This window comes from Brachybacterium timonense, assembly GCF_900258505.1.
Lineage (GTDB): Bacteria > Actinomycetota > Actinomycetes > Actinomycetales > Dermabacteraceae > Brachybacterium > Brachybacterium timonense.
In genome coordinates this window covers 2,714,338-2,740,276 of sequence record NZ_LT984895.1, presented here as the reverse complement: position 1 = coordinate 2,740,276, position 25,939 = coordinate 2,714,338, and the positions used below count along the sequence as shown (strand labels likewise).

General features: G+C 67.0%; 22 protein-coding genes and 5 tRNA genes. 17 read left to right on the top strand and 10 right to left on the bottom strand.

Features of this window, described 5'->3' with window-relative positions; genetic code table 11:
* The first annotated feature begins 36 nt into the window (after positions 1–36).
* Complete coding sequence (locus C8271_RS12235; RefSeq protein WP_138774578.1) at positions 37–2,577, top strand: sodium/proton-translocating pyrophosphatase; 2,541 nt, start codon at positions 37–39, stop codon at positions 2,575–2,577.
* Positions 2,578–2,633: 56 nt separating this feature from the next.
* Here the strand turns inward: C8271_RS12235 and C8271_RS12230 are convergent, their stop codons facing one another.
* Positions 2,634–3,209, bottom strand: a complete 576-nt coding sequence (locus C8271_RS12230) for a TetR/AcrR family transcriptional regulator (RefSeq protein ID WP_106507524.1) — start codon at positions 3,207–3,209, stop codon at positions 2,634–2,636.
* A 162-nt stretch (positions 3,210–3,371) separates the two neighbouring features.
* Between C8271_RS12230 and C8271_RS12225 the strand changes: the two genes are divergently transcribed.
* Entirely contained in the window at positions 3,372–3,917 is a 546-nt protein-coding gene (locus C8271_RS12225) for a DUF4282 domain-containing protein (RefSeq protein ID WP_170957891.1), read from the top strand.
* 129 nt (positions 3,918–4,046) lie between these two features.
* Here C8271_RS12225 and C8271_RS12220 read toward each other — a convergent pair.
* Positions 4,047–4,117: transfer RNA gene (locus C8271_RS12220), tRNA-Gly, on the bottom strand.
* Positions 4,118–4,266: 149 nt separating this feature from the next.
* Between C8271_RS12220 and dcd the strand changes: the two genes are divergently transcribed.
* Complete coding sequence (gene dcd, locus C8271_RS12215) at positions 4,267–4,860, top strand: dCTP deaminase (protein WP_106507522.1); 594 nt, start codon at positions 4,267–4,269, stop codon at positions 4,858–4,860.
* Positions 4,860–5,726, top strand: a complete 867-nt coding sequence (locus C8271_RS12210; RefSeq protein ID WP_106507521.1) for a hypothetical protein — start codon at positions 4,860–4,862, stop codon at positions 5,724–5,726. The genes dcd and C8271_RS12210 overlap by 1 nt, the downstream gene beginning before the upstream one ends.
* A gap of 22 nt (positions 5,727–5,748) precedes the next feature.
* On the opposite strand, the gene C8271_RS12205 is transcribed toward C8271_RS12210, so the two are convergent.
* Positions 5,749–7,143 (bottom strand): MFS transporter, encoded by a 1,395-nt coding sequence (locus C8271_RS12205; RefSeq protein ID WP_106507520.1) that lies wholly within the window; start codon positions 7,141–7,143, stop codon positions 5,749–5,751.
* A gap of 123 nt (positions 7,144–7,266) precedes the next feature.
* On the opposite strand from C8271_RS12205, the gene C8271_RS12200 reads away from it, so the two are divergent.
* The 7 genes from C8271_RS12200 (at position 7,267) to C8271_RS12170 (ending at position 14,503) form a co-directional block, all read left to right on the top strand.
* Positions 7,267–10,200: a Na+/H+ antiporter subunit A gene (locus C8271_RS12200; RefSeq protein WP_245921128.1), complete on the top strand. Its 2,934-nt coding sequence runs from the start codon at positions 7,267–7,269 to the stop codon at positions 10,198–10,200.
* Entirely contained in the window at positions 10,190–10,771 is a 582-nt protein-coding gene (locus C8271_RS12195; protein ID WP_106507518.1) for a Na(+)/H(+) antiporter subunit C, read from the top strand. The genes C8271_RS12200 and C8271_RS12195 overlap by 11 nt, the downstream gene beginning before the upstream one ends.
* Complete coding sequence (locus C8271_RS12190; protein ID WP_106507517.1) at positions 10,768–12,330, top strand: Na+/H+ antiporter subunit D; 1,563 nt, start codon at positions 10,768–10,770, stop codon at positions 12,328–12,330. The genes C8271_RS12195 and C8271_RS12190 overlap by 4 nt, the downstream gene beginning before the upstream one ends.
* Positions 12,327–12,863 (top strand): Na+/H+ antiporter subunit E, encoded by a 537-nt coding sequence (locus tag C8271_RS12185; protein ID WP_106507516.1) that lies wholly within the window; start codon positions 12,327–12,329, stop codon positions 12,861–12,863. The genes C8271_RS12190 and C8271_RS12185 overlap by 4 nt, the downstream gene beginning before the upstream one ends.
* Entirely contained in the window at positions 12,860–13,318 is a 459-nt protein-coding gene (locus C8271_RS13745) for an MrpF/PhaF family protein (RefSeq protein ID WP_170957890.1), read from the top strand. Before C8271_RS12185 ends, C8271_RS13745 begins: the two co-directional genes overlap by 4 nt.
* Positions 13,315–13,953: a monovalent cation/H(+) antiporter subunit G gene (gene mnhG, locus C8271_RS12175; RefSeq protein WP_106507515.1), complete on the top strand. Its 639-nt coding sequence runs from the start codon at positions 13,315–13,317 to the stop codon at positions 13,951–13,953. The genes C8271_RS13745 and mnhG overlap by 4 nt, the downstream gene beginning before the upstream one ends.
* A gap of 121 nt (positions 13,954–14,074) precedes the next feature.
* Positions 14,075–14,503, top strand: a complete 429-nt coding sequence (locus C8271_RS12170; RefSeq protein WP_106507514.1) for a tetratricopeptide repeat protein — start codon at positions 14,075–14,077, stop codon at positions 14,501–14,503.
* Positions 14,504–14,604: 101 nt separating this feature from the next.
* Here C8271_RS12170 and C8271_RS12165 read toward each other — a convergent pair whose 3' ends face one another.
* Entirely contained in the window at positions 14,605–16,275 is a 1,671-nt protein-coding gene (locus C8271_RS12165; RefSeq protein WP_106507513.1) for a formate--tetrahydrofolate ligase, read from the bottom strand.
* Between the two features lie 198 nt (positions 16,276–16,473).
* Between C8271_RS12165 and C8271_RS12160 the strand changes: the two genes are divergently transcribed.
* Positions 16,474–17,637 (top strand): IS1249 family transposase, encoded by a 1,164-nt coding sequence (locus tag C8271_RS12160; protein WP_106507512.1) that lies wholly within the window; start codon positions 16,474–16,476, stop codon positions 17,635–17,637.
* A gap of 102 nt (positions 17,638–17,739) precedes the next feature.
* Here C8271_RS12160 and C8271_RS12155 read toward each other — a convergent pair.
* The 3 genes from C8271_RS12155 to C8271_RS12145 form a co-directional block, all read right to left on the bottom strand.
* Positions 17,740–17,815 (bottom strand) — tRNA-Phe (locus C8271_RS12155).
* 259 nt (positions 17,816–18,074) lie between these two features.
* Positions 18,075–18,148, bottom strand: a tRNA-Asp gene (locus C8271_RS12150).
* Positions 18,149–18,829: 681 nt separating this feature from the next.
* A tRNA-Glu gene (locus C8271_RS12145) sits at positions 18,830–18,902 on the bottom strand.
* Between the two features lie 207 nt (positions 18,903–19,109).
* Here C8271_RS12145 and C8271_RS12140 point away from each other — a divergent pair.
* Positions 19,110–19,472: a metallopeptidase family protein gene (locus C8271_RS12140; RefSeq protein ID WP_106507511.1), complete on the top strand. Its 363-nt coding sequence runs from the start codon at positions 19,110–19,112 to the stop codon at positions 19,470–19,472.
* Between the two features lie 86 nt (positions 19,473–19,558).
* On the opposite strand, the gene C8271_RS12135 is transcribed toward C8271_RS12140, so the two are convergent.
* Positions 19,559–20,239, bottom strand: a complete 681-nt coding sequence (locus C8271_RS12135; RefSeq protein ID WP_106507510.1) for a response regulator — start codon at positions 20,237–20,239, stop codon at positions 19,559–19,561.
* Complete coding sequence (locus tag C8271_RS12130) at positions 20,224–21,360, bottom strand: sensor histidine kinase (RefSeq protein WP_245921127.1); 1,137 nt, start codon at positions 21,358–21,360, stop codon at positions 20,224–20,226. The genes C8271_RS12135 and C8271_RS12130 overlap by 16 nt, the downstream gene beginning before the upstream one ends.
* Before the next feature lie 177 nt (positions 21,361–21,537).
* Here C8271_RS12130 and C8271_RS12125 point away from each other — a divergent pair, with 177 nt between their 5' ends.
* Positions 21,538–23,229, top strand: a complete 1,692-nt coding sequence (locus C8271_RS12125) for an alpha/beta hydrolase (RefSeq protein WP_106507508.1) — start codon at positions 21,538–21,540, stop codon at positions 23,227–23,229.
* An 80-nt stretch (positions 23,230–23,309) separates the two neighbouring features.
* Positions 23,310–23,385 (top strand) — tRNA-Thr (locus C8271_RS12120).
* A gap of 144 nt (positions 23,386–23,529) precedes the next feature.
* On the opposite strand, the gene C8271_RS12115 is transcribed toward C8271_RS12120, so the two are convergent.
* Positions 23,530–24,693, bottom strand: a complete 1,164-nt coding sequence (locus C8271_RS12115) for an IS1249 family transposase (protein ID WP_106507507.1) — start codon at positions 24,691–24,693, stop codon at positions 23,530–23,532.
* A 683-nt stretch (positions 24,694–25,376) separates the two neighbouring features.
* Between C8271_RS12115 and C8271_RS13740 the strand changes: the two genes are divergently transcribed.
* Together C8271_RS13740 and C8271_RS12110 are read left to right on the top strand one after the other, a co-directional pair.
* A complete protein-coding gene (locus C8271_RS13740) occupies positions 25,377–25,562 on the top strand; it encodes a hypothetical protein (RefSeq protein WP_138774577.1) in 186 nt (61 codons plus the stop codon).
* Positions 25,544–25,750: a helix-turn-helix transcriptional regulator gene (locus tag C8271_RS12110; protein WP_106507506.1), complete on the top strand. Its 207-nt coding sequence runs from the start codon at positions 25,544–25,546 to the stop codon at positions 25,748–25,750. The genes C8271_RS13740 and C8271_RS12110 overlap by 19 nt, the downstream gene beginning before the upstream one ends.
* The last annotated feature ends 189 nt before the right edge of the window (positions 25,751–25,939 follow it).

Genomic DNA, 25,939 nt, shown 5'->3' with positions numbered 1-25,939 from the left:
GCCCTCGTGCCAGCCATCTCACCATGGGAAGAGACCGTGGATCTGATCACTGACTACCGGCTGGGCGATGACATCGCCATCATCCTGCTCGTGCTCGGCGTCCTGTCCCTCGCAGGCATCGTCGCTGGATTCATCGTGCCGCAGCGCATGGCTCGCAATGAGAACGCCGACGGCGTCGACCCCGCGCTGGGGCGGCGCCTCGGCGCCCTGCTCGGATCCGCGGGCTCGGTGATCCTGTGGGTCGGGGTCCCGGCCGTGGCGCTGCTCTTCTTGGTACCCGGCTCGACGGACGATCGGATCCTGCGCTCGGGCATGTTGCTGGCCGGGCTGTTGCTGGCCCCCCTCGCCGCATGGCGCGGCATGATGATCCTGGTGGCGGCGCTCGGCGTCGAGGCCGCCGAACGGGGGCGCGCCACACAGCGGCTCGGTGCCCTCGCGGTGGTGAGCGCACTGTCCTGGGCGGTGCTGCCGATCGTCGTGGTGATCTGGTTCCTGCAGACCGCCTCGGGTATCGCCCTGCTGGCCATGGCCGCGGGCGCCGCCCTCTCCGCGCTCGCCCTGCGCGCCACCGCGGCTCCGCTCGATGCCGTCGGCGCCGCCGCCGTGCTGCTCGTCGGCGTGGACGAGAACGATGAAGACGCCGACGACACCTCGATCCTCGGGGCGCCGCTTGAGCTCAGTGCCCGACTGTTCCGCCGCGGTGCCGCACTGGGTGCCGACCTCGTGGCACTGGTGACCGCGCTCGCGGGAGCTGCCGTGCTGCTGGGAGTGCAGGTCATCGCCGCGGAGGCCGTGCTTGTGCCGCTGCTTGCCCTGGGCGTGGCCTGGCTGACCGCCGCCATCGTCGCCGTGGTGCCGCACGTGGGCGCTGAGGGGCGCGAGTCGGCCACATTCACTCTGGGCGGGGTCGTATCGTCGATGCTCGGTGCGGCCGCACTGGTGGCGTGCGCCGTGCTGTGGCTGCCCTCCCAGTACAAGGCGCTGCGCTTCGCCCAGGCTGGCCAAGCGAACTTCACGGACCCGGCCATCGCCGGAGAGAAGCCGCTGCCGCGCGCAGAGATGACCGGACAGATCGAAGAAGCCGCGAAGGACATGGGGCAGTGGATCAGCGCGACCGACGATTCGCGTGACGCCGGTGCGTTCCTCGACGTCATCACCCTGCACACGATCAACCCGTCCGCGGTGATCGGCGGGGCGCTGGGCCTGGGCGCACTCGCCGCGTTCGGCGCCGTGATGCTGATGGCCACGATCGCTGAGCGGCGCGGCGGCACCGTGCTTCGCGCCGCCCGCACAAGCCGCACCGGTGGAGCGCTCGGCGGTGCCGCCGCGCTCGGGTCCTCGGCGCTGCTGGCCGCTGGCGGGCTGTCCCTGGTGGCCCTGATCGTGGTGGTGCTGAGCGTTCTCAGCGCCGGGGTGCCGGAACTGGCCTCCACACTGCTCGCCCATGCCGGCCTCGGTGCCCTCGTGGTGCTCGCCGGACATGCTGCTGCGCTGATGGCGCCGAGTATCGCGGATCGGCCCGGCACGCCGCGGGAGCTGCGCGAGGTCGTCGCCCAGGCATCCCCGGGGCCGCGCGGCATCATGCTGCTGACCGCGGTGATCGCCGCGACCGCGGTGATCGCGCCGATCGTCACCACCATTCAGCTGGCGCCCCGCGCGGGCACAGTCTGGGAGGACAGGTCCCTGCACGCCCTCACACCGATGGCGATGCCGGTGATCGCCGGTGTGCTCACCGGTGCCGTGACCGTGCTGCTTGTGGGCGCCTCACTGCTCGATGCGGTGCGCCGCGCGGGTGCTCTGGCCGTGGTGGAGTCGCGCTCAGCGCGCCTGGAGGGCCGGGACAGCGCTGATCTGCGCGATGTGTTCGACGGGCTGCGCCGCGCGAGCGTCACCCCGGTGGTCGTGGCTGTGCTGCTGCCCGTCGCCGCCGGGTTCGGGCTCGGCGCGTCGTCGCTGCCCGGACTCGTCCTGGGGGCAGCGGCAACAGCAGGCGGATTGGGGCTGTGGATGCTGCTGGGGTCGGCTGCGACCGAGGGCGCTGTCGCCTCCATCGCGTCTGGCCGCTACGGCGGCCCCGGCTCGTGGGCGCATTCCGGTGCGATCACGTCCGCGGTGCTGGTGGGTGCTCTGCGGTCGAGCGTCGCTGCCGTGGCGCTGCCGCTTCTGCTTGTCGTGGCGTTCGGTGCTGCCCTCATCACCCCGGCGGCGACCGCGATCGTATGGGGCGGGGACGTGGATCCGGCGCTGCGCTGGGGCATTGCCGTGGTGGCACTGATCGTCGCGAGCGTCTTCTGGGTGATCACGGCGACCGCTCCCGAGGTGGACCTCGAAGACGGGCAGGAGGACCTCAGCCAGCCGCTGTTCGGAGGTCGGGATGAGCCCCTGCCCGAGCAGACCCTGGACGCGATGACCTGGGATGCGCAGGACGACGACGTCGAGGAGGTGCTTCTGCCGGTCGAGGATGCGCCACGCCGGAAGGGCCGCGGCGGGCGCTCGCGCCGACGGGGCGCGAAAAGCTCAGCAGCCGCGCAGGACCCGAAGGACGACGCCGAGGACGATAGCCACGCTGAGGACTGAGACGGTCGGGGTCACGGTGGCGGCCGACTGAGGTGGTTGGCGACTGAGGTCGTGGGTCAGACCTGAGCACCCAGGCCGCGCAGCACGAACTCCTCCAGCGAGGAGCGGGTGACGCGCTGCATCCGCTTGCCGACCACCAGCGCGTTGATGATGCGTATCGCGGCATCGACATCGAGATCCTCGGCGAAGTCACCGCTGGCGATACCGCTGTCAAGAATGCGCCGCAGCACCTTGTCGATCATCAGCACGTGCTCATGCATCTTCATCGCCGTCTGCGGGGCGAGTTGGTGGCGCGAGAGATTCGTCGGCATATGCAACGACACCGTCAGCTCCAGCTGGGTACGCACGTAGAGCAGCACCGCCTCCCGGGGGCTGCGGGCGTGGGAGATGCCCTCCTCAAGAGCGCGGATGTACCCGTCGGTCTCATGGATCGCGTACTCGACCAGGAGCGTGTCCTTGTCGGGGAAGTGGTTGTACATCGCGGTGCGCCCAACCCCGGCGCTCTTGGCGATCGACGAGAACGTGATTTCGTCGAACTCGTGTGTGCCCAGGAGCTCGCCGAGCGCGGCGAAGATCTTCTCCCGGGTGCGTTCACGGTGCTCCTCCAGCGAGGCGCCGATGATCTTGGGCATGCGGGCATTGTTACACCGTGACAGAACCGGCGGAGGGCCCAGGGTCCCGACCGCGGTGCTCGGTGAGTCGCGGCCTGAGAGGTCATCGGTGGGCTAGCGCGGCGTCAGCAGCGGGCGTCGCCGCCTCGCCCTGACATGTGGGGCAACTGGCACAATGACGCTATGACTCAGAACCCTGCTCCCCAGCCCACTCCCTACTCCCCATCCTCCGGCACCGACGTTCCCTCCGCTGATAGCCGCGCGGACTACCCGGACTACTCGGCACACACCTCCCACGGAACGAGCAGCGCTGCGTCGGGCACGGCAGCGACAGGAACAGCTTCTGGGTCCTTCAGCGCTGCGGCGGCTCCGAGCGGTACCCGCAAGGAAGGTGGTCTCAAGGCCCTGATCGACCTCTCCTTCCGCAGCTACGCCACCCCGACCGTGGCCAAGATCCTCTACATCCTCACCGTCGCTCTGGGGGTGATCGCCTGGCTGGGATCTGCCCTGGGCAACTTTGCGATGGCCGCGATCCTGTCCGGTGATTACCAGACGGAGGCCGTGGCGTTCCTCCCCGCGATGATGGGAGTGGCGCACCTGCTGCTCGGGTGGATCCCGGTGCTCGTGATGATCATCGTTGTGCGTGTCTTCCTCGAGCTGTCGCTCGCGAACATCCGCACCGCAGAGGACATGCAGGCTGTTCGCGATCACCTGGAAGGACGCGCCTGACCTCCGCTGCTGGCGGGATCTGTGCAACGCGATGGGTCTGCTTTGCCCAGCACGGTGGGCCCATCGCACTGCGTGGCCGGAGTGCCACCCGGTCAGGGCGCAACAGTGCGGCGTGACCAGCGCAAACGGAGCGGGTGACGGGAATCGAACCCGCGCTGTCAGCTTGGGAAGCTGAAGTTCTACCATTGAACTACACCCGCGAATCCCCGCCCTCAGCTGTGCATTCGCCGAAAGGAAACGCACACTGTGGGCGACGAACGCCGATCAGCATACCCCGCCGACGGTGGCGAGGCACATCGCCTGCTGCGAGCCGTGGGCAGGATCGCATCCGGGCGGATAGGCTGAGCGGGTGCTGCTGAGCGATCGCGATATTCGAGACCAGATCGAGGCGGGCCGGGTCGAGCTGGACCCGTACGACCCGCAGATGGTTCAGCCCGCCTCCGTGGATGTGCGCATCGACCGCTTCTTCCGCCAGTTCGACAATCACAAGTACGCGATGATCGACCCTGCGCAGGAGCAGGCTGAGCTCACGCGGGAGATCGTGATGGACCCCGACGAGCCCTACATGCTGCACCCCGGGGAGTTCGTGCTGGCCTCGACGTATGAGCGCATCACCCTGCCCGATGATGTCGCTGCGCGCCTGGAGGGAAAGAGCTCGCTGGGCCGTCTGGGCCTGCTCACGCATTCCACCGCGGGCTTCATCGATCCCGGCTTCACCGGGCACATCACGTTGGAGCTGTCGAATATGGCCACCCTGCCTGTCGCGCTCTGGCCCGGAATGAAGGTCGGGCAGCTGTGCTTCTTCCGCCTGTCCAGCCCGGCAGAGCGCCCGTACGGGTCCGCCGGGAACCTGAACCGCTATCTGGGTCAACGCGGCCCCACCCCGTCGCGTTCGGCCCTGAACTTCCATCGCACGCGTATCCCGGTGGAGGAGGAGAGCTGATGAGCGCCCCATCCGATCTGTCCCACGACACGACGCAGTCCGACGATGCGACGACGCAGCCCCTGACCGCGCACCGGCTGCAGCTTCCGCGCACCACCGACCCGGCGGATGTGCTCACGATGATCCGCAATGTGCGCCCGGAGGCAGCGCTCGACGGTGGCGTGCTCACGATCGGTGATGGCATGCGTCTGGTAGCGGATGAGAGCCGACGCGGGGCAGGACGCTGGACCCTGGAGGCTCCGCGTGAGCGTGGCGACGCGAGCCAGGGCGACAGTGCACGCGAAGCCGAGCCTGATTCCCACGGGTACGGCCGAGCATTCCCTGACGGACAGCCCGAAGGTGTCGAGCTGGAGGCACTTGACCTCGCGTGGTCCCTTGCGCGCCGACTGTTCGGCGCTGTGGTCACGGAGGATGGTGTGCGCCTGGAGCCCCACCCCTGCTGCATTCCGGACCTGGCGGTGCTGAGCCCGCATGTGCTCGCCCCGGAGTCCTTCGCGCAACTCATCGCGCCGCTCGAGCCGGAGGCGACGCTCGATGACGACCCGACGGATGCGCCGATCTCCTCGTATGGGCTCAGCATCGACCTCGATGAGGGCGGCCGGATCCTCGTGCATGTGGGACGCGGCGAGGTGCCCGTGGCGCTGCAGGATGTTCCCTGGGCGGATGAGGCGGTGTACTACATGGTTGTGTATGAGCCGGAAGACCGTGCAGAGCTGCAGCTGGAGCAGCCCGACGAGGCAACCGCTCAGCGCTGGGTGCGCGTGTATCGACGGATCGGGCAGATCGTCGGGCTGGTGCACGAGACCGTCGGCGGTTTCGTGGTCGACCCGGAGGGCTTCCTGGTCGACCCGGCTCAGCTGGCCTGAACTCGTCGGCCGGTCGCTGCGCTCAGCGCGCCGATGCGCGCCCGGCAGCTCCCAAACGGATCGGCACGAATGCCAGCAGGCCCACCGCCATCACCACGATGATCCCGAGGATGCCGGAACGCGTGTCGTTGAGCCACGCGACCGTCAGCGTGAACGCGCCCATCCCCAGGAAGCCGAGCGCGCGCCCCGTGGTGGCGTATAGGCCGAAGTTCTCTGTCTCCCGGCCGGGTGCAGACAAGCGAGTGAGCAGGTTGCGCGATGCGGACTGCACGGGGCCGACGAACAGGCAGATCGCCAGTCCCGCGATCCAGAACACGAGTGGTGAGCCGAAGGCGAACACCAGCAGGCCCAGCACGATGATGCCCAGGCATCCCGCGATGATCACGGGGCGTGGCCCGAACCGGTCGTCGGCCCGCCCACCGACGAAGACCCCGAAGCCTGCCACCAGGTTCGCCACGATGCCGAACAGGATCACCTCGACGGTGGAGAAGCCGTATGCGACGCCCGCCAGGATTCCGGCCACGGAGAACACGGCGCCCAGACCGTCGCGGTAGATCGCCGACGCGACCAGGTACTGCAGCATCACCGGCTCATCGCGCACCGCACGGGTCACGCGGCGGATGATCGTGATGTAGCCCTGCAGCGGATTCCATCGCGCTCCGGGGTCTGAGGCTGCATGTCGCGGCGCCCACAGCATCAGCGGGAGAGTGCCTGCCAGGATCCACGCTGCGACGAACAGTGGTACCGCTCGCAGATTCCAGCCGTTCTCATCGGTGATACCTAGCAGTCCCGTTCCCGGCATGACGAACAGAATGAGCACCAGGCCCAGGCAGAGGATCGACCCCCAGTAGCCGACGGCCCAGGCGGTGCCGGAGATGCGGCCGCGATTCGCCTCCGTGGAGATCTCCGGCAGCACTGAGTTCACGAACACCCCGGCGAGCTCACTGAACACGATCGCGACCGCCAGCAGCACAGCGCCCAGCACCAGTGCGTCGCTGTCCAGTGCCACCATCGGCATCAGCGCGACCGTGACGACGGTGGCGATCGTGAAGATGCGCAGCAGCGCATTGCGCCCGCCCCCGGAATCAGCGAGGTTCCCCAGCAGCGGGGCGAGCAGCGCCACGGCCACAGCACCGACCGTCTGCCAGCCGCTCACGACCTGAGCGCCGTGGTCCTGGGCAGCCTTGATCGCGGCCTTCCCCACCACGCCCTCGGCAGCGACGGCCTTGGTGATGTAGGTGGAGAACACAAAGGTGAGGATCACGGAGCTGAACGCTGACATGCCGCCGTCCCACAGGGCGAAGGCGGTGACCTGACGTCGCAGCGACACTCGTGCGGTGCCCGCAGCGGAGCCGAGCGCGGAACCGTCGGCTGAATCTGAGGCAGGGGACCGGGATGCATCCGGGGCGGTGGACATGAGCCAACTCTACGGACTGCGCTCCGCACCGGATGGACGGCCCGTCGGCCTGTCAGAACCGTCCCGTAGAATGACGCCCGGCCCAGGCCACCCCACTCTTCCCGGACGATGGACGGAGACTGCGTGTTCACGATCCTCCTCGCCCACGTCGTCGCCGCGCTCGCGGCGCCGGTGCTGGTCCGAGTGATGGGTCGCAACGCCTTCTACCCGCTGGCGCTGGTGCCGGCCGGATCCGCCGTCTGGCTGGCCTCGCACGACCCCCGCGACCTCGTGCACACGCCGATCGACGCACGTGTGGAGTGGATCCCCGAGTTCGACATAGCGCTCGGGTTCCGACTGGACTCGCTCTCGTGGGTGCTGGCGATGATCGCGACAGCGATCGGCGCTCTCGTGCTCGTCTACTGCGCCAGGTACTTCAAGAACACTGAGCCGGGTCTTGGTCGCTTCGCCGGTGTTCTCACCGCCTTCGCCGGCGCCATGGTAGGGCTCGTGCTCGCCGAAGACGCGATGATGCTCTACACCTTCTGGGAGCTCACCACGATCTTCTCCTACCTGCTCATCGGGCACTACAACGAGAAACAGGCCTCCCGGCGCGCGGCGATGAATGCGATCATCTCCACCACCGCGGGCGGACTCGCTATGCTCGTGGGCCTGCTGATGCTGGCGTACCGTGCCGGGTCGATGAACCTTTCGGACATCGTCGCCTCCCCGATGTGGTCCGAGAGCTCCCCGTACCTGCTCACGGGGCTGCTGCTGGTGATGGCGGGAGCAATGTCGAAGTCGGCGCTCGTCCCCACCCACTTCTGGCTGCCCGGTGCAATGGCTGCACCCACGCCGGTCTCCGCATATCTCCATGCCGCAGCGATGGTGAAGGCCGGCATCTACCTGATCCTGCGGTTCGCGCCCGCGATCGCCCACGTGGAGACCGTTTCCGTGGTCCTTGCGGTGGTGGGTGCTGTCACCATGCTGTTGGGCGGGTGGCGCGCGCTGCGGCAGACCGACATCAAGCTGCTGCTCGCCTACGGCACCGTGTCCCAGCTCGGCTTCCTCGCCGCGATCTCGGGGCTGGCTACGCACGACGCTGTGCTGGCAGCGCTGGCCATGCTGATCGCGCATTCGGTGTTCAAAGCACCGCTGTTCATGGTGGTAGGCATCGTCGACAAGAAGTTCGGCACACGCGACCTACGTGTGCTCAATGGGGTGTGGCGTGCAGCGCCGGTGGTGTCGCTCATCGGCGCTGTCTCCGCTGCGTCGATGGCCGCTGTGCCGCCGCTGTACGGGTTCGTCGCGAAGGAAGCGGTGTACTCCGCGCTGTGGTACGGCGGGGGAGCGCAGCGCGTGCTGCTGATCGCCCTTGTGGCTGGATCTGTGCTCACCGTTGCCTACTCGTGGCGATTCGTCCTCGGGGCATTCGGACCTGCCGTTGATGCGCCGCGGGTCGCGCCGGTGTCTGTCCCCGTGTTGTTTTGGCTGCCGCCCGCTGTGGTGGCGATCGGCTCTGTCGCGCTTGCCGTGCTTGCGGGGCCGCTGGAGTCGATCCTGCGGGCGTTCTCCGCGGTGCTGCCCGAGACGGGGAAGGGCATCCACCTTGTTGTGATCCCACACCTCGGGGTTCCGCTGCTGCTGTCCGCGGTGACGCTGGGGTTGGGGGCACTGCTGATCGTGCTGGCGAGTCCCGTGGAACGTCTGCAGAAGGCGGTGTCGCCGAACACCTGGGGTGGGGAAACCGTTCAGGAGTGGTTCGACGCCGAACGCAGCTTCCGTCGTCTCATGCGCGGCACCGATGCCCTGGCCACCGCGGTGACGCCACTGTTTCAGCGCGGTTCGCTGCCGTTCACGCTCTCGTCGATGCTCGTGGTGCTGATCGCGATGGTGGCGCCCTTCGCGTTGCTGAACGGTGAGACCACACCGAATCTCGTGCTGTTCCACTCGCCGCTGGAGCTGGCCCTGCTGCCGGTGGCCGTGTTCGCGGCGATCGGTGCGGCGCGCGCCCGTCGGCGGTTGCGCGCCGTGTTCCTCATCTCCGCCACCGGCTACGTAGCCGCCGCCCTGTTCCTGCTCGCGGGCGCACCGGATGTGGCCACCACCCAGGTGCTGGTGGAGACCGCCATGACCGTGGTGCTGGTGCTCGTGCTGCGCCGCCTGCCGCTGCACTTTTCCCGACGACCGCTGCGGCTGGGCTTCGTGGCGCGCTGGGCGATCGCGATCGGTACCGCGGTGACGCTCTGCTCGATGACGTTGATCGCCGCGAGCTCCCGACACGTGGAACCGCTGGGCCCCGGACTGATCGAACCCGCCTACACGATCGGTGGCGGCCACAACGTGGTGAACGTGACCCTGGTGGATGCCCGCGTGTGGGACACCATGGGCGAGATCGGCGTGCTGTTGGTGGTCGCTACGGGCGTGGCATCGCTCATCTTCGTCACCCGGCGTGAGCAGCAGATCTCCCGTGTGCGCGACATGAAGCCCACGGCATCGATCTGGCGCCGACGAGCCGATCCGGCGATCCCGCAGAATGCCCTGCGTTTCGACGTGCGCCCCGAAGAGGTCGCCCAGGGCAACCGGTGGCGCACCTGGCTGTCGGCCGGGCTGACACTCGCCCCGGAGCGCCGCATGGTGCTGTTCGAGGTCATCACGCGGGTGCTGTTCCCCTTCCTGATGATGTTCTCGCTCTACCTGCTGATGGCTGGGCACAACCTGCCCGGCGGCGGCTTCGCCGGTGGCCTTGTGGCGGGCCTGGCGCTTGTGCTGCGCTACCTGGCCGGCGGGCGTTACGAGCTGAGTGAGGCCGCGCCCGTCCAGGCCGGGGCCGTGCTCGGCTCAGGTATGGCGATCGCGGTGGTGGCCGCGGTGCTGCCGATCCCGTTCGGCGGCGGGATCTTCACCACGGCCACACCGGTGTTCCAGGTGCCGCTGCTGGGTGAGGTGCATCTGCCCAGCGCTCTGATCTTCGATGTCGGTGTGTACCTGGTGGTGGTGGGCGTGATGCTCGACTTCCTGCGTTCTCTCGGGGCGCAGATCGATCAGCAGCAGGAGGAGGAGAGCGATGCCGGTTAGTCTCTCCCTGCTCCTGATCGCTGGTGTGCTCATCGCCAGCGGCGTGTACCTGCTGCTTGAGCGCACCCTGTCCCGGATCGTGCTGGGCTTCGTGCTGTGCGGCAACGGCGTGAACCTGCTGTTCATCGTTGCGGCAGGGCCGCCGGGAATCGCTCCGTTCGAGGGCAGCGGCGACCCGTCGGAGATGTCCGATCCGCTGCCGTTCGCCATGGTGCTCACCGCGATCGTGATCTCCCTGGGGATCACTGCGTTCGGCATGGCGCTCGCGTACCGCGCGTGGCAGCTGTTCGGCCACGACGAAGTGCCCGACGACGTTGAAGACCGTCGCGTGCTGCGCCGTTCCCAGCGTCGGCCCGGGACCGAGGCACCCAGCCGCGACCTCCCGCTCAGCGAGGAGGCGCGTCGCGGCGCGCTGCTGCAATCGCAGGGCATGCTCGGCCCGGAGCCGGACGAAGACGATCACGAGACGATCGGCTCGGACCTCTCGGGCGCCGAGGATGTGCCGCAGGACGACACCGAGGCCGACGACGGGCCGGACGCAGCGGGCGATGACGGGGAGGTGAGCCGATGAGCATGGAGATGCTGCTCGCGCTGCCCGTGCTGCTGCCCCTGGGTGGCGCCGCCTTCGCATTGCTTCTGCGCCACCACGCCCGCACCCAGCTGTGGCTGACGATCCTCACCTTGGCGTCGATCTTCGCCGTCTCACTGCTGCTGGCCACCTATGTCAGCACACAGGACATCCTCGTGCTGCAGATCGGTGCGTGGACCCCACAGACCGGTATCGTGCTGGTCGCTGATCGCCTCACCGCGCTGATGCTGATGATCTCGTCGGCTGTGACGCTCGCGGTGCTGGTGTACTCCAGCGCGCAGTCGTTGGACCAGCAGCGGCGCGGCACACCCGTGGCGATCTACCACCCCACGTATCTCGCGCTTGTGGCCGGGGTGTCGATGGCGTTCCTCGCGGGCGACCTGTTCAACCTGTACGTGGGCTTCGAGGTGCTGCTGGCCTCGAGCTACGTGCTGCTCACGCTGGGCGGCTCTGCCAGCCGCATCCGTGCCGCGACCACATACGTGATCGTCTCCGTGCTGTCCTCGGTGATCTTCCTCTCTGGACTGGCCGGGGTGTATGCGGCCGTGGGAACCGTGAACCTGGCCGAGCTCGCCGTCCGGCTGGACGGCCTGCCGGCAAGCACTCGGATGGTGCTGGAGCTGACCCTCATCACGGCCTTCGGCATCAAAGCGGCGATCTTCCCGCTGAGTGCCTGGCTGCCGGACTCGTACCCGACGGCACCGGCCCCTGTGACCGCCGTGTTCGCGGGCCTGCTCACCAAGGTGGGTATCTACGCGATCCTGCGTCTGGAGACGCTGCTGTTCCCCGCTTCGCAGACCCAGAACCTGTTGCTGGTCGCTGCTGCGGCCAGCCTGCTCGTCGGCATCCTCGGTGCGGTCGCACAGACGGACCTCAAACGTGTGCTGTCCTTCACCCTCGTCTCGCACATGGGCTTCATGCTGTTCGGCATCGGCATGAGCACGCGGCTCGGCATGGCCGCCACCATCTTCTACGTGGCCCACCACATCACGGTGCAGTCCACACTGTTCCTGGCCGCGGGGCTGATCGAACAACGCGGCGGGACCACAAACCTGGTGCGCCTGGGCGGCATGGCCAAGCTCGCACCGGTGATCGCCGTGCTGTTCTTCATCCCCGCGATGAACCTCGCCGGCATCCCGCCCATGTCCGGCTTCCTGGGCAAGGTGGGGCTGATCGAGGCAGGCATCCAGCACGGGCAGGCCGCCGCCTGGATCCTGGTGGGCATCAGCGTGCTCACCAGCCTGTTGACCCTGTACGCGATCGCGAAGATCTGGAACCGTGCCTTCTGGCAGGAGCCCGACGACGACGTCCGTGACCACGACGCCCCGATCCCGAAGGTCATGATCGGTTCCACCGCGGCTCTCGTGTGCATGTCGCTCACGCTGTCACTGCTCGCGGGGCCGCTGCTGCGCTACTCCGACGAGGCGGCTCTTGCCGTGCTGAAACGATCGCCATATGTCGGCGCCGTGCTGGGTGATGCCGCCGCAGACGATCTCGTGTATCGGATCGACGACGCAGGCCACAAGGTGGTGGAGCGATGAGCCGTCGACGTCCCGAGATGCGCCCCAGCCTGCTGAACGTGGTGGGTCTGGTGGCATTCTGGTGCCTGCTGTGGGGCGGTCTGTCTGTGAAGAACGTGCTCGGAGGCCTCATCGCGGCACTGCTGGTGGTGTGGCTGTTCCCTATGCCGTCCACCGGCCGGGAGATTGCTCTGCATCCGATCGCGTTCGTCCGCTTCCTGCTGCGCTTCCTGTATGACCTCGTGGTCTCCTCGATCCAGGTGGGCTGGTACGCGATCCGCCCCGCGGGGCAGCCACTCAGCTCGGTGATCGCCGTGCAGATGGCGTCACGCTCAGATCTGTTCCTCACCGGCACCGGCATCCTGTCCACCCTCATCCCCGGCTCCGTCGTGGTGGAGGCGCAGCGCTCCACCGGCACCCTGTTCCTGCACGTGATCGGCGCAGCCACCGAGGACCAGGTCGAGGCAGCCAAGCAACGGGTGCGGGACCAGGAGGAGCGGCTGCTGCGCGCTCTGGCCAGCCGGGACATCCTCGAGGAGGCGGGGCTTCGATGATGGAGATGAACGGCTTCACTCTCGCCCTCGTCGTGCTCGGCGTGATCCTCGTCGTCGCGGCCCTTCCCGTCGTGTATCGGATGATCGTGGGGCCGACGATCCTGGATCGTGCCGTTGCGACCGACATGCTTGTGGTGATGGCCGTGCTGGGCATGGCGCTGTACACCGCGCATGCCGCAGCGTCCTGGGCAGGACCGGCGATGCTTGGCCTGACCGGGACCGCCTTCATCGCCACGGTCACGGTTGCGCGTTTCGTGGCGCGGGAGTCCGCGCCGCCACCGATGCGGCGATCTCGCCCCGGAACCAGCGACACCCTGCGGAAGCGGGAGCACCGGCCGTATTCGAGCACTGAGACGGGGCAGTTCTCCTCGATCCGGCCGGACCACGAGGTGCGGACGGCGCTCGCTGAGGACCGTCGCCGTGAAGGGCACGGCGATCAGGGGGTGAACCGATGACGATCGTTCAGGTCATCGCCACCGTGCTGATGTCCCTGGGGGTTCTTCTCGCCGTGGTCGCGGTGATCGGTATGCACCGGTTCGACAACGTGCTCGCCCGCATGCACGCTACCTCGAAGCCACAGACTCTCGGGCTGATGCTCGTGCTCAGCGGTACCGCGCTCGCCGTCGGCTCCTGGGCACTCGCAGGAATGCTGCTGCTCGTGCTGCTCGCCCAGATGATCACCGTGCCCGCAGCGAGCTCCATGGTGGGCCGGTCCGCGTTCCGACGCGGGTTCGTGCGTGGAAGCGACTACGCCTTCGACGACCTCAGCCCGCGCCTGGCAGGGACTGACGACGATGACGACGATGAAGATGGCTTTGTCGACGAGTTCGAGGATGATGAGGAGGGCACCATCGCCATCCAGTCCGAGGACATGTTCCCGAGCAATGTTGTCGCCCCGGAGGCAGATGAGTCTGATCTGTCGCTGGTGAACTGGGATGAGCCGGAGCAGGAGTCGGGTGACGATGACGGCCTGGATGTCGACATCGCCGACGAGACCGAGCGTGAAGCCGGTGAGATCGCTGACGTCGATGCGCAGCAGCGCTCTGCGCGTGAGCAGAGAGGACGCAAGCCCCGCAGACCAGAGGCGTGATAGGCGAGCACGGCATCGTCCCGGTGCCGGGTGCCGGGCACGGAACCTCCCGGGTCAGAAGCCGGGCCCGTGACCCTTTCCCGTGCCAGACTGGGCCCACGAATCCATGAGAGGGGGCTCCATGAGCTGGGAACAGGATGTCGACGCCTTGGCAGAACAGGGCAACGACCGCATGGACCAGGAGGATTACCTCGGCGCTGTGCAGTTCTTCGACCGAGCGTGGGCCCTGCTTCCCGAGCCCAGAACACAGTGGCCGCAGGCGACCTGGCTGCTTGCCAGCATCGGCGATGCGCATGTTCTGCGCGGCGACTTCACGACCGCGCACGCCGCGCTGACCACGTGCATGCGCTGCCCGGGGGCCATCGGCAATCCGTTTATCCACTTGCGTCTGGGCCAGGCACAGTTCGAGCTCGGGAACATGCCGCGCGCCGCGGATGAACTCATGCGCGCATACATGGGCGCTGGCCCGGATATCTTCGCTGACGAAGACCCGAAGTACATCGATTTCCTCGCGAGCAAGGCGCCGAATATCGACCGCCCGGAGAGCTGACGCGTCCAGCCGGCAGTTCCTGCGCCGACGGGACGGGCCCGGCACGTTCCCGCGGGAACGCACCGGGCCCGACCCCGGTCAGGCAGGCGCAGGGCTGTGGCTCAGAACAGCCCATAGGTGCTGCCGTTGTCGTCCACGCCCATCCGCAGTGCCGCAGGCTCCTTGGGAAGGCCCGGCATCGTCATGATGTCGCCGGTGAGGGCTACAACGAATCCGGAGCCGAGCTTCGGCACCAGGTCACGCACATGTAGCACATGCCCGGTGGGGGCGCCGAGCGCCTTCGGGTCGTCGCTGAAGGAGTACTGGGTCTTTGCCACGCACACCGGCAGGGTGTCCCAGCCGTGCTTCTTCAGGGTGCGCAGGCGCATCGGGGCCTTGTCGGTGAATTGGACGTCGTCGGCGCCGTAGATCTCACGGGCGATCGTGCGCAGCGCTTCTTCAACGCCAACCTGTGGGTCGTACAGGTGGTGGAAGTCATTGCCGGCGTCGATCACCTCGAGCACCTGCTCGGCGATCGCGAGGCCGCCCTCGCCGCCCTTGGCCCACACCTCGGACAGCGCCGCGCGGAAACCGTTCTCGCGCGCCCAGCCGAGCACAGCCTCGATCTCCGCCTCGGTATCGGTGGGGAAGCGGTTCAGGGCGATCACGGGCTCGAGCCCGAACTTGCGGATGTTCTCCACGTGGCGGCGCAGGTTCTCGGTACCGCGCAGGGCAGCGTCGATGTCTTCGGCGGCCAGATCATCCTTCGCCACACCGCCGTGCATCTTCAGGGCGCGCACGGTGGCAACCACCACGGCGGCGTCGGGATGCAGATCGCCGTAGCGTGCCTTGATATCCAGGAACTTCTCCGCGCCCAGGTCGGATCCGAACCCGGCCTCCGTCACGGTGATCTCGGACAGCGAGAGCGCCAGGCGCGTGGCAGACAGGGAGTTGCAGCCGTGCGCAATGTTTGCGAACGGGCCGCCATGCACGAGCGCGGGGGTGCCGCCCAGGGTCTGCACAAGGTTCGGCTTCAGCGCGTCCTTCAGCAGCATGGTGATGGCGCCTTCGATTTTCAGATCCCGCACCGTGACGGGCTCGCGGCTGTAGGTGAAGCCAACGACAATCTCGCCCAGGCGGCGTTGCAGGTCCTGCAGATCGGTGGCGAGGCACAGGATCGCCATTACCTCCGAGGCGACGACGATGTCGAAGCCATCCTCGCGCGGGGTTCCTTGCGTGGGACCGCCCAGTCCGATGACGATGCTGCGCAGTGCACGGTCGTTGACGTCGACGACGCGCTTGAACTGGATGCGCCGCGGGTCGATGCCCAGCTGACTGCCCTGATGGATGTGGTTGTCGACCAGCGCAGCAATGGTGTTGTTGGCGATCTGGATGGCGTGGAAGTCGCCGGTGAAGTGCAGGTTGATGTCTTCCATCGGCACGACCTGTGCGTAGCCGCCGCCGGTGGCGCCGCCCTTGATGCCCATGATCGGGCCGAGCGCGGGTTCACGCAGCGCCACCACGGTGCGCTTCCCCTTCAGGCTGAGCGCATCGGCTAGACCCACCGTGGTGGTGGACTTGCCTTCCCCCGCGGGCGTCGGGGACATGGCGGTGACCAGCACCAGCTTGCCGTTTTCGCCGCGCGGGGGGATCTGTGCCGGATCGACCTTCGCTTTCACATTGCCGTAGGGGATCAGTGCCTCAGCGGGAATCCCCGCGGTCTCGGCAATCGCCTGGATCGGCTGGAGTGTGGCGGCCTGCGCGATCTTCAGATCCGGGTTCTCAGCTGACATCGATGTCGTCCTCCCGAGGAGTTGTGGGGCCGGGCGCGCGCCCGGTCGGTGCATCTCACTCTACGATCCGGTGGGCGGTCGGGGAATCCTCTGGCCGGCCATATGGGGTTATAGGCCAGATTGTGTGTATGGATCCGGCTAGTTCTCGGCCTTGACCTGGGGGTTTAGGGGTGTTGACATGCTTTGGAAGCATGTTGGGTGTCGCCTCCTGGTAATCGGCCTCGGTGTCGTGTATGTGATCAGTCCCTGGTCAAGAGCGGGAAGACCTCAGCGGGGCGGACGAGGTGGCGGTGTCGCTCCTGCGGCTCCAGCACCGTCCTGGACCGTCCCGACATCAGCCATCGAGCTGAGCTGGAGTGGTTCCATGCCTGGCTGCTGAAGGGCGAGAGGCCACCGGCCTGGGCCGGCAGCGATCGCACGCTCCGCCGCCGTCTGCGCTGGTGCTGGCGTATCGAGGTCCCGCCGCCACTGCCCACGGGCGAGCTCCACGACGTGGTCATGCTCGATGGCACCTACTTCCAGAACTGGTGCCTGCTGATCGCGACTAACGGTCATTACGTGCTGGACTGGCAGTGGTGCGACCGGGAGAAGAAGATCGCCTGGGCTCAGATCCTGCAGCGCTGGCCCGCACCACGTCTGGTCGTCACAGACGGTGGAACGGGACTGCACGCAGCCGTGCACGAGCACTGGCCCCAAGCACGCGTCCATCGCTGCTACTTCCACATCTTCCAGAACGTCCGCCGCTACACCACGCTTGCCCCACGCCTCGAGGCCGGGAGGCAGATCCTGGCACTGACCAGGGCGCTCATGAAGATTCAGAACATCGATCAGGCCGCTCTCTGGCTCGGTGCCTGCGCGTCCTGGGAAGCACGCTGGAACGAGTTCCTCCGCCAACGCACCTACGCACGAGCCGGCACAGAACGCCCACGATCAGTGCCATTGGCGAAGCCGTGGTGGTACACGCACCGAGACCTCCGCAGTGTTCGTGGCTTGTTCCGCGGCCTGATCAAGCACGAGAACCTCTTCGCCTGGCTCGAACTCGCCCCCGACATCGACAAGCCGCTGCCCCGGACGACATCACCCCTGGAAGGCGCTCAGAACACGGCCGTCAAGGACCTCCTCAGACGCCACCGCGGAATGCCCGCGGACCACGCCAGACGAGCCGCGGAATGGCTCCTGGACTCCCTCACCGCAACCCCACGAGAGCCCTGGTCACTCGCACGCGAAGAGCACTGGAAACCGCCACCAGCGCGACCGGCGATCACTCCAGGCCCGGAGCCCGGCCCCACCCTCGGCACCAGCTTCTCCTGGGAAGACGGCAACGGAATCCAACACGGCTGGGCCGGCCGAACACACCCCTGACCCCGCCACGACACGCCCCGGCCATACACACATTTTGGCCAATAACCCGCCATATGGTGGCGCCCGACATGACGAAGCCCCCGCCGGGGCGGGGGCTGTCGGTGGTGGCTCCGACCGGCGTCGATCCGGTGACCTTTCGATTTTCAGTCGAACGCTCTACCAACTGAGCTACAGAGCCGTGGCCGCTGAAGGACCGAAGAACAGCGTAGCAGGCCGAGGCCGATGCTCGGAGACGGCGGGCACGGGTGAGAGCGAGACCACGCTGGAGTGCGCTCCGGCGGACGCTTCGCCCACCAGATGAGCGCAGGGACCGTGGCGCGGCGGCGGTGTCGGCCCGCATGGAGGAGTGACGTGCTCAGCTGCCGGGGTGGGGCATTGGCGTGCAACGCGAGGATATGCGCGAAGGCCCCGGAGAGAATCCGGGGCCTTTCATGTCGCGACCCTGACCGGGCTTGAACCGGCGACCTCCGCCGTGACAGGGCGGCACTCTAACCAACTGAGCTACAGGGCCAACTTTCGGGTCTCCGCGGCGTCAGCGCGCTTCGACTCGGATAACTCTACCGGACGATTGTCGGTGGTCATGACCAGAACCGCTGTGATGCTTGCCGCATCACGGTCTGCGTCGTACCCACGACGGGTTCGTCTCTGGTCGAAGAGGCATCGCGATCGGTCCGTGACCTGTGTCAGGGCCAGATCTGTGTCCGGTACTACCGCGAGCGCACGTACGCACCCAGCCAGCGCCGAGTGATGGCAGCGAGCTGAGTGTTGGTCTGGTGAAGTGTGGATGCGAATGCCCGGAAACGGCCGCAGGCCGCCGGTAGAGTTGCCGCATGACTGCACCGACCCCAGTCCGTCGCGGGAATCCGGGTCGCGGCAATCATCGGCACCACAATGGGGGCCTCTCACCTCATTGCCGTCCTGTGTGGGTTCGTCGGTTCCACACTTGTCAATTTCGCGCTCAACTGATTCCCTGCGAATCCCCGTCTGCCCACAGAGGGTGGGGCGTAACCCACATCAACCTACGCTGGCAGGGGGGTACCGAATCGGGAAATAGGCCGGAACCTGTTACGGCCGACGACGGAGTCGTGAGTGCGGGGCCGTCTGATGATGCTGGACGAGTCTCTCTGCGTCCGTGGTACCGGAGCTGTTGCCTTGCGAAGGCAAGTGAGCCTGTTTGCGCGGGCCAGCGTCGTACCCCCAACGGGATTCGAACCCGTGTCGCCGCCGTGAAAGGGCGGTGTCCTAGGCCTCTAGACGATGGGGGCCCTCACGGGAGGATAGCGCCCCTCTAGCGATCTGTGCGCACTGAACCGCTCCGATGCGATCCAGCTGACACTGTAGCGGCGTTGTGGTGGCACTGTGCCGACTCCATATGAGTGCTCGTGCAGGGCCGCCCGCCCCGTCGGCGCCCTTCGCTTCGATGTCGCGTCGCAGCTGCGCGACGCTGGTCACAGTCGTGCGATCCTGGGGCAGTGATCCAGCTGAGCCGAGCCGAGTTCGAGGATACGGTCGATGACGCCCTGGATTCCCTTCCGGAACGGATTGCGCGCACGATCGCCGAGGCGAACGTGGTGATCCTGGTGGAGGAGGAGCCCGGAGCTGACGCGGAGGACCCGGAGTTGCTGGGCCTGTACGTGGGGGTGCCTCTCGATGAGCGCAGCGTGTTCGACGGCTTCGGTGAACCGGATCGGATCTTCATCTTCCGCGGGCCGCTGCAGCGGATGTGCTCCAGCCGCGATGAGCTGATCGAGGAGATCCGGGTGACTGTGCTGCACGAGCTCGGCCACCTGTTCGGCATCGACGATGATCGCCTGCACGAGCTCGGCTGGGGCTGACGCAGTCCGCCTCACCGGGGCCGTACCTGCAGAAGCGGTTCACACGGCGCAGGCAATCCGGGCGGATCAGTCGCGCCGAACGGTGCTCAGGCGGGTGCCTCGTCGATGTCGCTTAACCCGGCCTCGTGCGCGATGATCGCGATCTGCACACGGTTCGTGCAGTCCAGCTTCGCGAAAATCTTCGACACATGCGCCTTCACCGTCGCCTCGCTCATGAACAAGCGTGTGCCGATCTGTGCATTCGACAGACCTGCACCGACGGCGCCTAGTACCTCGCGCTCGCGATCGGTCAGCTGATCTAAGCCTGGATGCTGCGGGGCCCGAGTGCCCGGGTTTGCGTGTGAGAAGTGGGAGAGCATCCGACGGGTCACGCCGGGGGAGAGCATCGCATCGCCTCCCGCCACCACATGGACGGCGCGAATCAGATCCTGCGGCGGTGTGTCCTTCAGGAGGAATCCGCTGGCACCGGCCTCGAGCGCCTGGAACACGTACTCGTCCATGTCGAACGTGGTGAGCATGATGATCTTCGGCGGGTTCGGGAGTTCCACCACTGCTTTCGTGGCGCGCAGACCGTCCATCGTCGGCATTCGCACGTCCATCAGCAGCACGTCGGGGCGATGCTTCTGCACGAGCGGCACTGCGCCGGAGCCGTCGTCGGCTTGCCCCACGATCTCCAGCCTCGCGTCGGCGCCCAGGATCATTGCGAGACCTGCCCGCACGAGCGAGTCATCGTCCACTAGCCCCACCCGGATTACGTCGCCGGCCATGGGATCACCGCCTTCACCTCGAAGCGTCCATCGTCCGTGGGGCCTGACGTGATCGTGCCACCGGCATGCGTGACGCGCGCCTCGATGCCGGACAGGCCCATGCGGGCGCCGGGCAGGTCCGTCGTGAACCCCTGTGGAAGCACATTACTGACCTCGATCACCAGCTCCGTGCCGGGCTCGCCGATGAGTGCCACACGCGCCTGGGTGTGACGGGCGTGCTTGTGAATGTTCGTGAGCCCTTCCTGCACCACCCGATACGTGGTGCGGGCCAGCGTGTCAGGAACGGGAGCGTCGATGAAGTCGAACAGCTCAACAGACACGCCTGCCTCTTGCGATGCCGTCACCAGCGCGCGCACGTCGTTCCAGGTGGGTTGGGGCGCGAGTGGTGCCTCGTCATCATCGCCGCGCAGGACGCCGAGCACCTCACGCAGCTCGGACAAGGCGGTGGTCGCGGTCGAGCGGATCAGTCCCGCGGCCTCGACCACCTGCTCGCGTTCGAGGTTCGTGTTCACTTCGAGAGCGCCGGCCTGCAGCGCGACCAGTGAGATCTTGTGCGCCACGATGTCGTGCATCTCGCGGGCGATGCGGGTGCGCTCGGCGCGGCGGGCCTCTTCCTGAAGCTGCAGGCGGCCGTCCTCATCGAACTGGGCGCGCTGCTCCAGCTCCTGTGTGAGGCGCCGCGAGGACGCCGTATACATGCCCAGTGCGCCGGTGGTTCCCGCCACCATCAGGCTCCCCATGGTCTCCAGGCTCGAGCTCGCAAGGTCGCCGAGCCGCCAGAACGGCACCGACATGGCGAGCCCGACCAGCGTGCTGACCAGCAGCACCATGCGGCGGTCCGACGCTCGATTTGCGAAGCCGAACGAACACACGCTCGCGACAGTCAGGGATGGCGCGAGAGCGTTCGCGACCCCCACCAGCGGCAGCAGCCAGCGCCACGTGCGGAAGCGGAACAGCAGCACGCATGTGAGCGCGATGCCGATGAGTGCTGGGCGCAGCAGCGACGTGTCAATCGCCCCGCCATCGAGTGGGAGAACGACGAGCGCGCCTTCAAACAGTGCTGCCGCCACCATGAGGATCTCCAGCGGGATCCGACGGCGAGGGGCAGGTGGGGCGGTCACCCGGCTCACTGTAATGCGGAAGTGATCGGCGGACCGCCGTCAAAGGTCGACCAGCGAACTACGCGGGTCGGACCTTCGTCGGCTCATCGTGCGGCCTTCGGCCACACCTGCGCATAGAGCGCTTCACGAGGACAGCCGCGCCGTAGGATTGCGCCATCCCGACCTGCAGGAGTTCCCATGCGCACCCGTGTCCAATCCGCCCGGCCGCTTGCGGCCCTCGCTAGCGCCGCCGCGGCTGTCACGCTGGTGCTGAGCTCCTGCACCGGCGGCACCACCGGTGGTGCTGGCAGCAGTGACGACGGGGGCTCCAGCGACGCAGGCGGAGCCAGCAGCAACGGCCAGGAGGCGAAGACGCCGCCGCTTGCGGAGCTCGGCGAGTCTGCGGCGCAGCATCTCGACTCCGATCCGGCCACGGACCCCGCATACGCTTCCTACTACGAGCAGTCGATCGACTGGTCGGACTGCGGCGATGATTCCGGAGCCGACCGTCAGTGCGGCACAGTGACAGTGCCGCGCGTGTGGAACGACCCTGGTGCCGGTGATATTGAGATCGCCGTCGCCAAGGTGGCGGCCACCGGAGAGAAGAAAGGCACTCTGTTCTTGAACCCCGGCGGCCCCGGCGGGTCAGGGGTGGACTTCGCCAGCACCGTCGCCACCTACATCGCCGGTGAGCCGGTCACGTCGAGTTTTGACCTGGTGGGCTTCGATCCGCGCGGCGTCTCGCGTTCCTCCGGCATCCACTGCGTGAGCGATGAAGAGTTCGACGCCGAATACAACAGACCGGGTGACCCCGATGCGACGCCCGACGAGAACCTCCAGACCACTATTGATTGGATGCAGAAGATCGCCGATGGCTGCAGTGAGAAGCACGCAGATCTCCTGCCGTACCTCGACACCTACTCCGCTGCGCGCGATCTGGATGTGCTGCGCGCTGCCGTGGATTCCGACACGCTCGACTATGTCGGCTTCTCATACGGCACGTACCTGGGAGCAACCTACGCCGATCTGTATCCCGAGCGGGTGGGACGCTTCGTGCTCGACGGCGCCATGGATCCCGCGCTCACCATGGACCAGATCACCGCTGGCCAGACCGCGGGCTTCGAAGCCGCTATCGAGGACTTCCTGCAGGACTGCCTGAACCGCGGCGACGATGCCTGCCCGTTCAAGGGCGATGTGGCCGAAGCGAAGAAGCAGCTGGAGAACCTGCTGACCTCCTGGGACCGCAACCCCGTGGAGACCGACGATCCGGACGGCCGACGCATGACAGGCTCCCACGCCAGCACTGCTCTCGTCATGGCGATGTACGAAGACGGCATCTGGGAGATGCTCCGCTCTGGTCTGGCCGACGCTACCCAGGGGGATGGTTCCATGCTTCTGCAGCTGTCCGATATGTCCGCTGAGCGGGAGCAAGGCGGAACCTTCAACGGCAACGGGGCGTTCGCGATCAACGCCATCAACTGTCTGGACCACCCCGGGGTGGAGGACCTGGAATGGCAGAAGCAGCAATCCGAACAGCTCGCACAGAAGTACCCGCTGATGGGTGAGAACGCCGGGTACAGCGCCGCCTACTGCAAGCCGTGGCCGGTGAAGCCGCTGCGTGAGCCAGCGCCGATCGCTGCGAAGGGCGCCGGGCCGATCCTCGTGATCGGTACCACCGGTGATCCCGCGACGCCGTACGCCTGGTCGGAGTCCTTGGCGCAGCAGCTCGACCAGGGTGTGCTGCTCACCTACGAGGGGCGCGGCCACACCGCGTACGGCCGCTCTGGCGGCTGCATCGAGAAGGCTGTTGAGGACTACTTGGTGGACGGCACCGTGCCGGAGAATGGCCTGACCTGCTCCTCACCGGGCGGTGCCGAGCAGGCAGGGTGACGAGCCCCTCACGCCGCCGCTTTGCCCGCGTGAGCGGACATCCCGTACAGTGATGCGGTCCGCTGCGCGAACAGCGGGGCGCCGCCTTAGCTCAGTCGGCAGAGCGATTCACTCGTAATGAATAGGTCGCGGGTTCGATTCCCGCAGGCGGCTCCAGGTCAGGGCCACTTTCCTTCGGGGAGTGGCCCTTTTCTGTGCCCTCGGTGTGTCCAATCGTGGGTTATTGGCCAAAATGAGTGTATGGCCGGGGCGGGGTTATTGGCCAAAATGTGTGTATGGCCGGGGCGTGTCGTGGCGGGGTCAGGGGTGTGTTCGGCCGGCCCAGCCGTGTTGGATTCCGTTGCCGTCTTCCCAGGAGAAGCTGGTGCCGAGGGTGGGGCCGGGCTCCGGGCCTGGAGTGATCGCCGGTCGCGCTGGTGGCGGTTTCCAGTGCTCTTCGCGTGCGAGTGACCAGGGCTCTCGTGGGGTTGCGGTGAGGGAGTCCAGGAGCCATTCCGCGGCTCGTCTGGCGTGGTCCGCGGGCATTCCGCGGTGGCGTCTGAGGAGGTCCTTGACGGCCGTGTTCTGAGCGCCTTCCAGGGGTGATGTCGTCCGGGGCAGCGGCTTGTCGATGTCGGGGGCGAGTTCGAGCCAGGCGAAGAGGTTCTCGTGCTTGATCAGGCCGCGGAACAAGCCACGAACACTGCGGAGGTCTCGGTGCGTGTACCACCACGGCTTCGCCAATGGCACTGATCGTGGGCGTTCTGTGCCGGTTCGTGCGTAGGTGCGTTGGCGGAGGAACTCGCTCCCGCGTCCTTCCCAGGACGCGTAGGCACCGAGCCAGAGAGCGGCCTGATCGATGTTCTGAATCTTCATGACCGCCCTGGTCAGTGCCAGGATCTGCCCCCCGGCCTCCAGGCGTGGGGCAAGCGTGGTGTAGCGGCGGACGTTCTGGAAGATGTGGAAGTAGCAGCGTTGGACGCGTGCTTGGGGCCAGTGCTCGTGCACGGCTGCGTGCAGTCCCGTTCCACCGTCTGTGACGACCAGACGTGGTGCGGGCCAGCGCTGCAGGATCTGAGCCCAGGCGATCTTCTTCTCCCGGTCGCACCACTGCCAGTCCAGCACGTAATGACCGTTAGTCGCGATCAGCAGGCACCAGTTCTGGAAGTAGGTGCCATCGAGCATGACCACGTCGTGGAGCTCGCCCGTGGGCAGTGGCGGCGGGACCTCGATACGCCAGCACCAGCGCAGACGGCGGCGGAGCGTGCGATCGCTGCCGGCCCAGGCCGGTGGCCTCTCGCCCTTCAGCAGCCAGGCATGGAACCACTCCAGCTCAGCTCGATGGCTGATGTCGGGACGGTCCAGGACGGTGCTGGAGCCGCAGGAGCGACACCGCCACCTCGTCCGCCCCGCTGAGGTCTTCCCGCTCTTGACCAGGGACTGATCACATACACGACACCGAGGCCGATTACCAGGAGGCGACACCCAACATGCTTCCAAAGCATGTCAACACCCCTAAACCCCCAGGTCAAGGCCGAGAACTAGCCGGATCCATACACACAATCTGGCCTATAACCCCCAATCGTGTGTCCAATCGCGCTGCCGCCTCGCTACGTCCTCCCCCGCGCACCGTGGCGTGCTGTCTCGGTCGGGTGGTCCGGGCTGCGCGGCTGACCCCAGTAGACTCGCGGGAACACGACCGGTTCCGCTGAGCGCCTGCTCAGTCCAGGGCCGGCCTTCTCTATCTGGGGGGCCCTATGATTACCCGCCCGACAATGCGACACCCCTAAAGAAGGGCCTGACCAGCATCGACGCTCGTGCGGTGCCTTGTTTTAGTGGCGTCGGGTTGATTTATCGGCGCGAACTGGACATGGGGAAACAAAGAAGCGCCCCGCCCGCCGTGATGGCAGGTGGGGAGCTAGTTGTGTGAGTCACTTCGTGGTCTGCGCACTTGCTTGTACATCATTACTGATGTATTGTTGAGGTACAACAGAAGAGAGGAGGAAGCATGGAAGAGATGACAGGAGTCGCGGCCCTCATCGCCGCGATCGCCGGCCTCATCGCCTCAATCGCGAAACTCATCGAAGTGACGCGACCGCGCGACAAGGACTGAGCGACGGCGGCCCCGAAGTAGACCTAGAACTCCGGGGCCGCCCCTCCCATCATCCATGCACCGAACCATGAAGAACAAGATCATCGACCCGATCTGGCTGATCATCGGCGCGACAGGACTCACCGTCTGGTCCGCCGCCACTGACCCCACCGTCCTGACTGTCGCGGCGTCTGTACTCACGGCCGCTGCGGCCGCCGTGTATACAACTGCGGTGGTGGTCGCGTGGCGTCGCGCCCAGTGATCTACCTGTCCAGAAGTGACCTTGCCGCCAGGATCGGCGTGAAAGTCCCCACGCTCGCCCGGTACAAGCTGCCCGACCCAGACGTCATCATCGGGCTCGAGGGCCGCGGCACCATGGGCTGGCTCCCCGAAACCGTCGACGCGTGGAACGCGAACCGACCAGGCCGGGGACGTACTAGTGCGAAGTAGGTACAGCGCAACAGACTCCACCATGCCTGCATGAGGACGAGGGTCGCCACCTCCAGCCGCTGGACCAGGAACTAAGTACGCTTGAAGCCTGTCGCGGGTGGGCGGCGATGAATCATAGAGGTGATCACCATGCCGACACGAGGGCAGTCAGGGAAGCGGGCGGAGCGCCAGGCCGCCAAGGACGCCAGC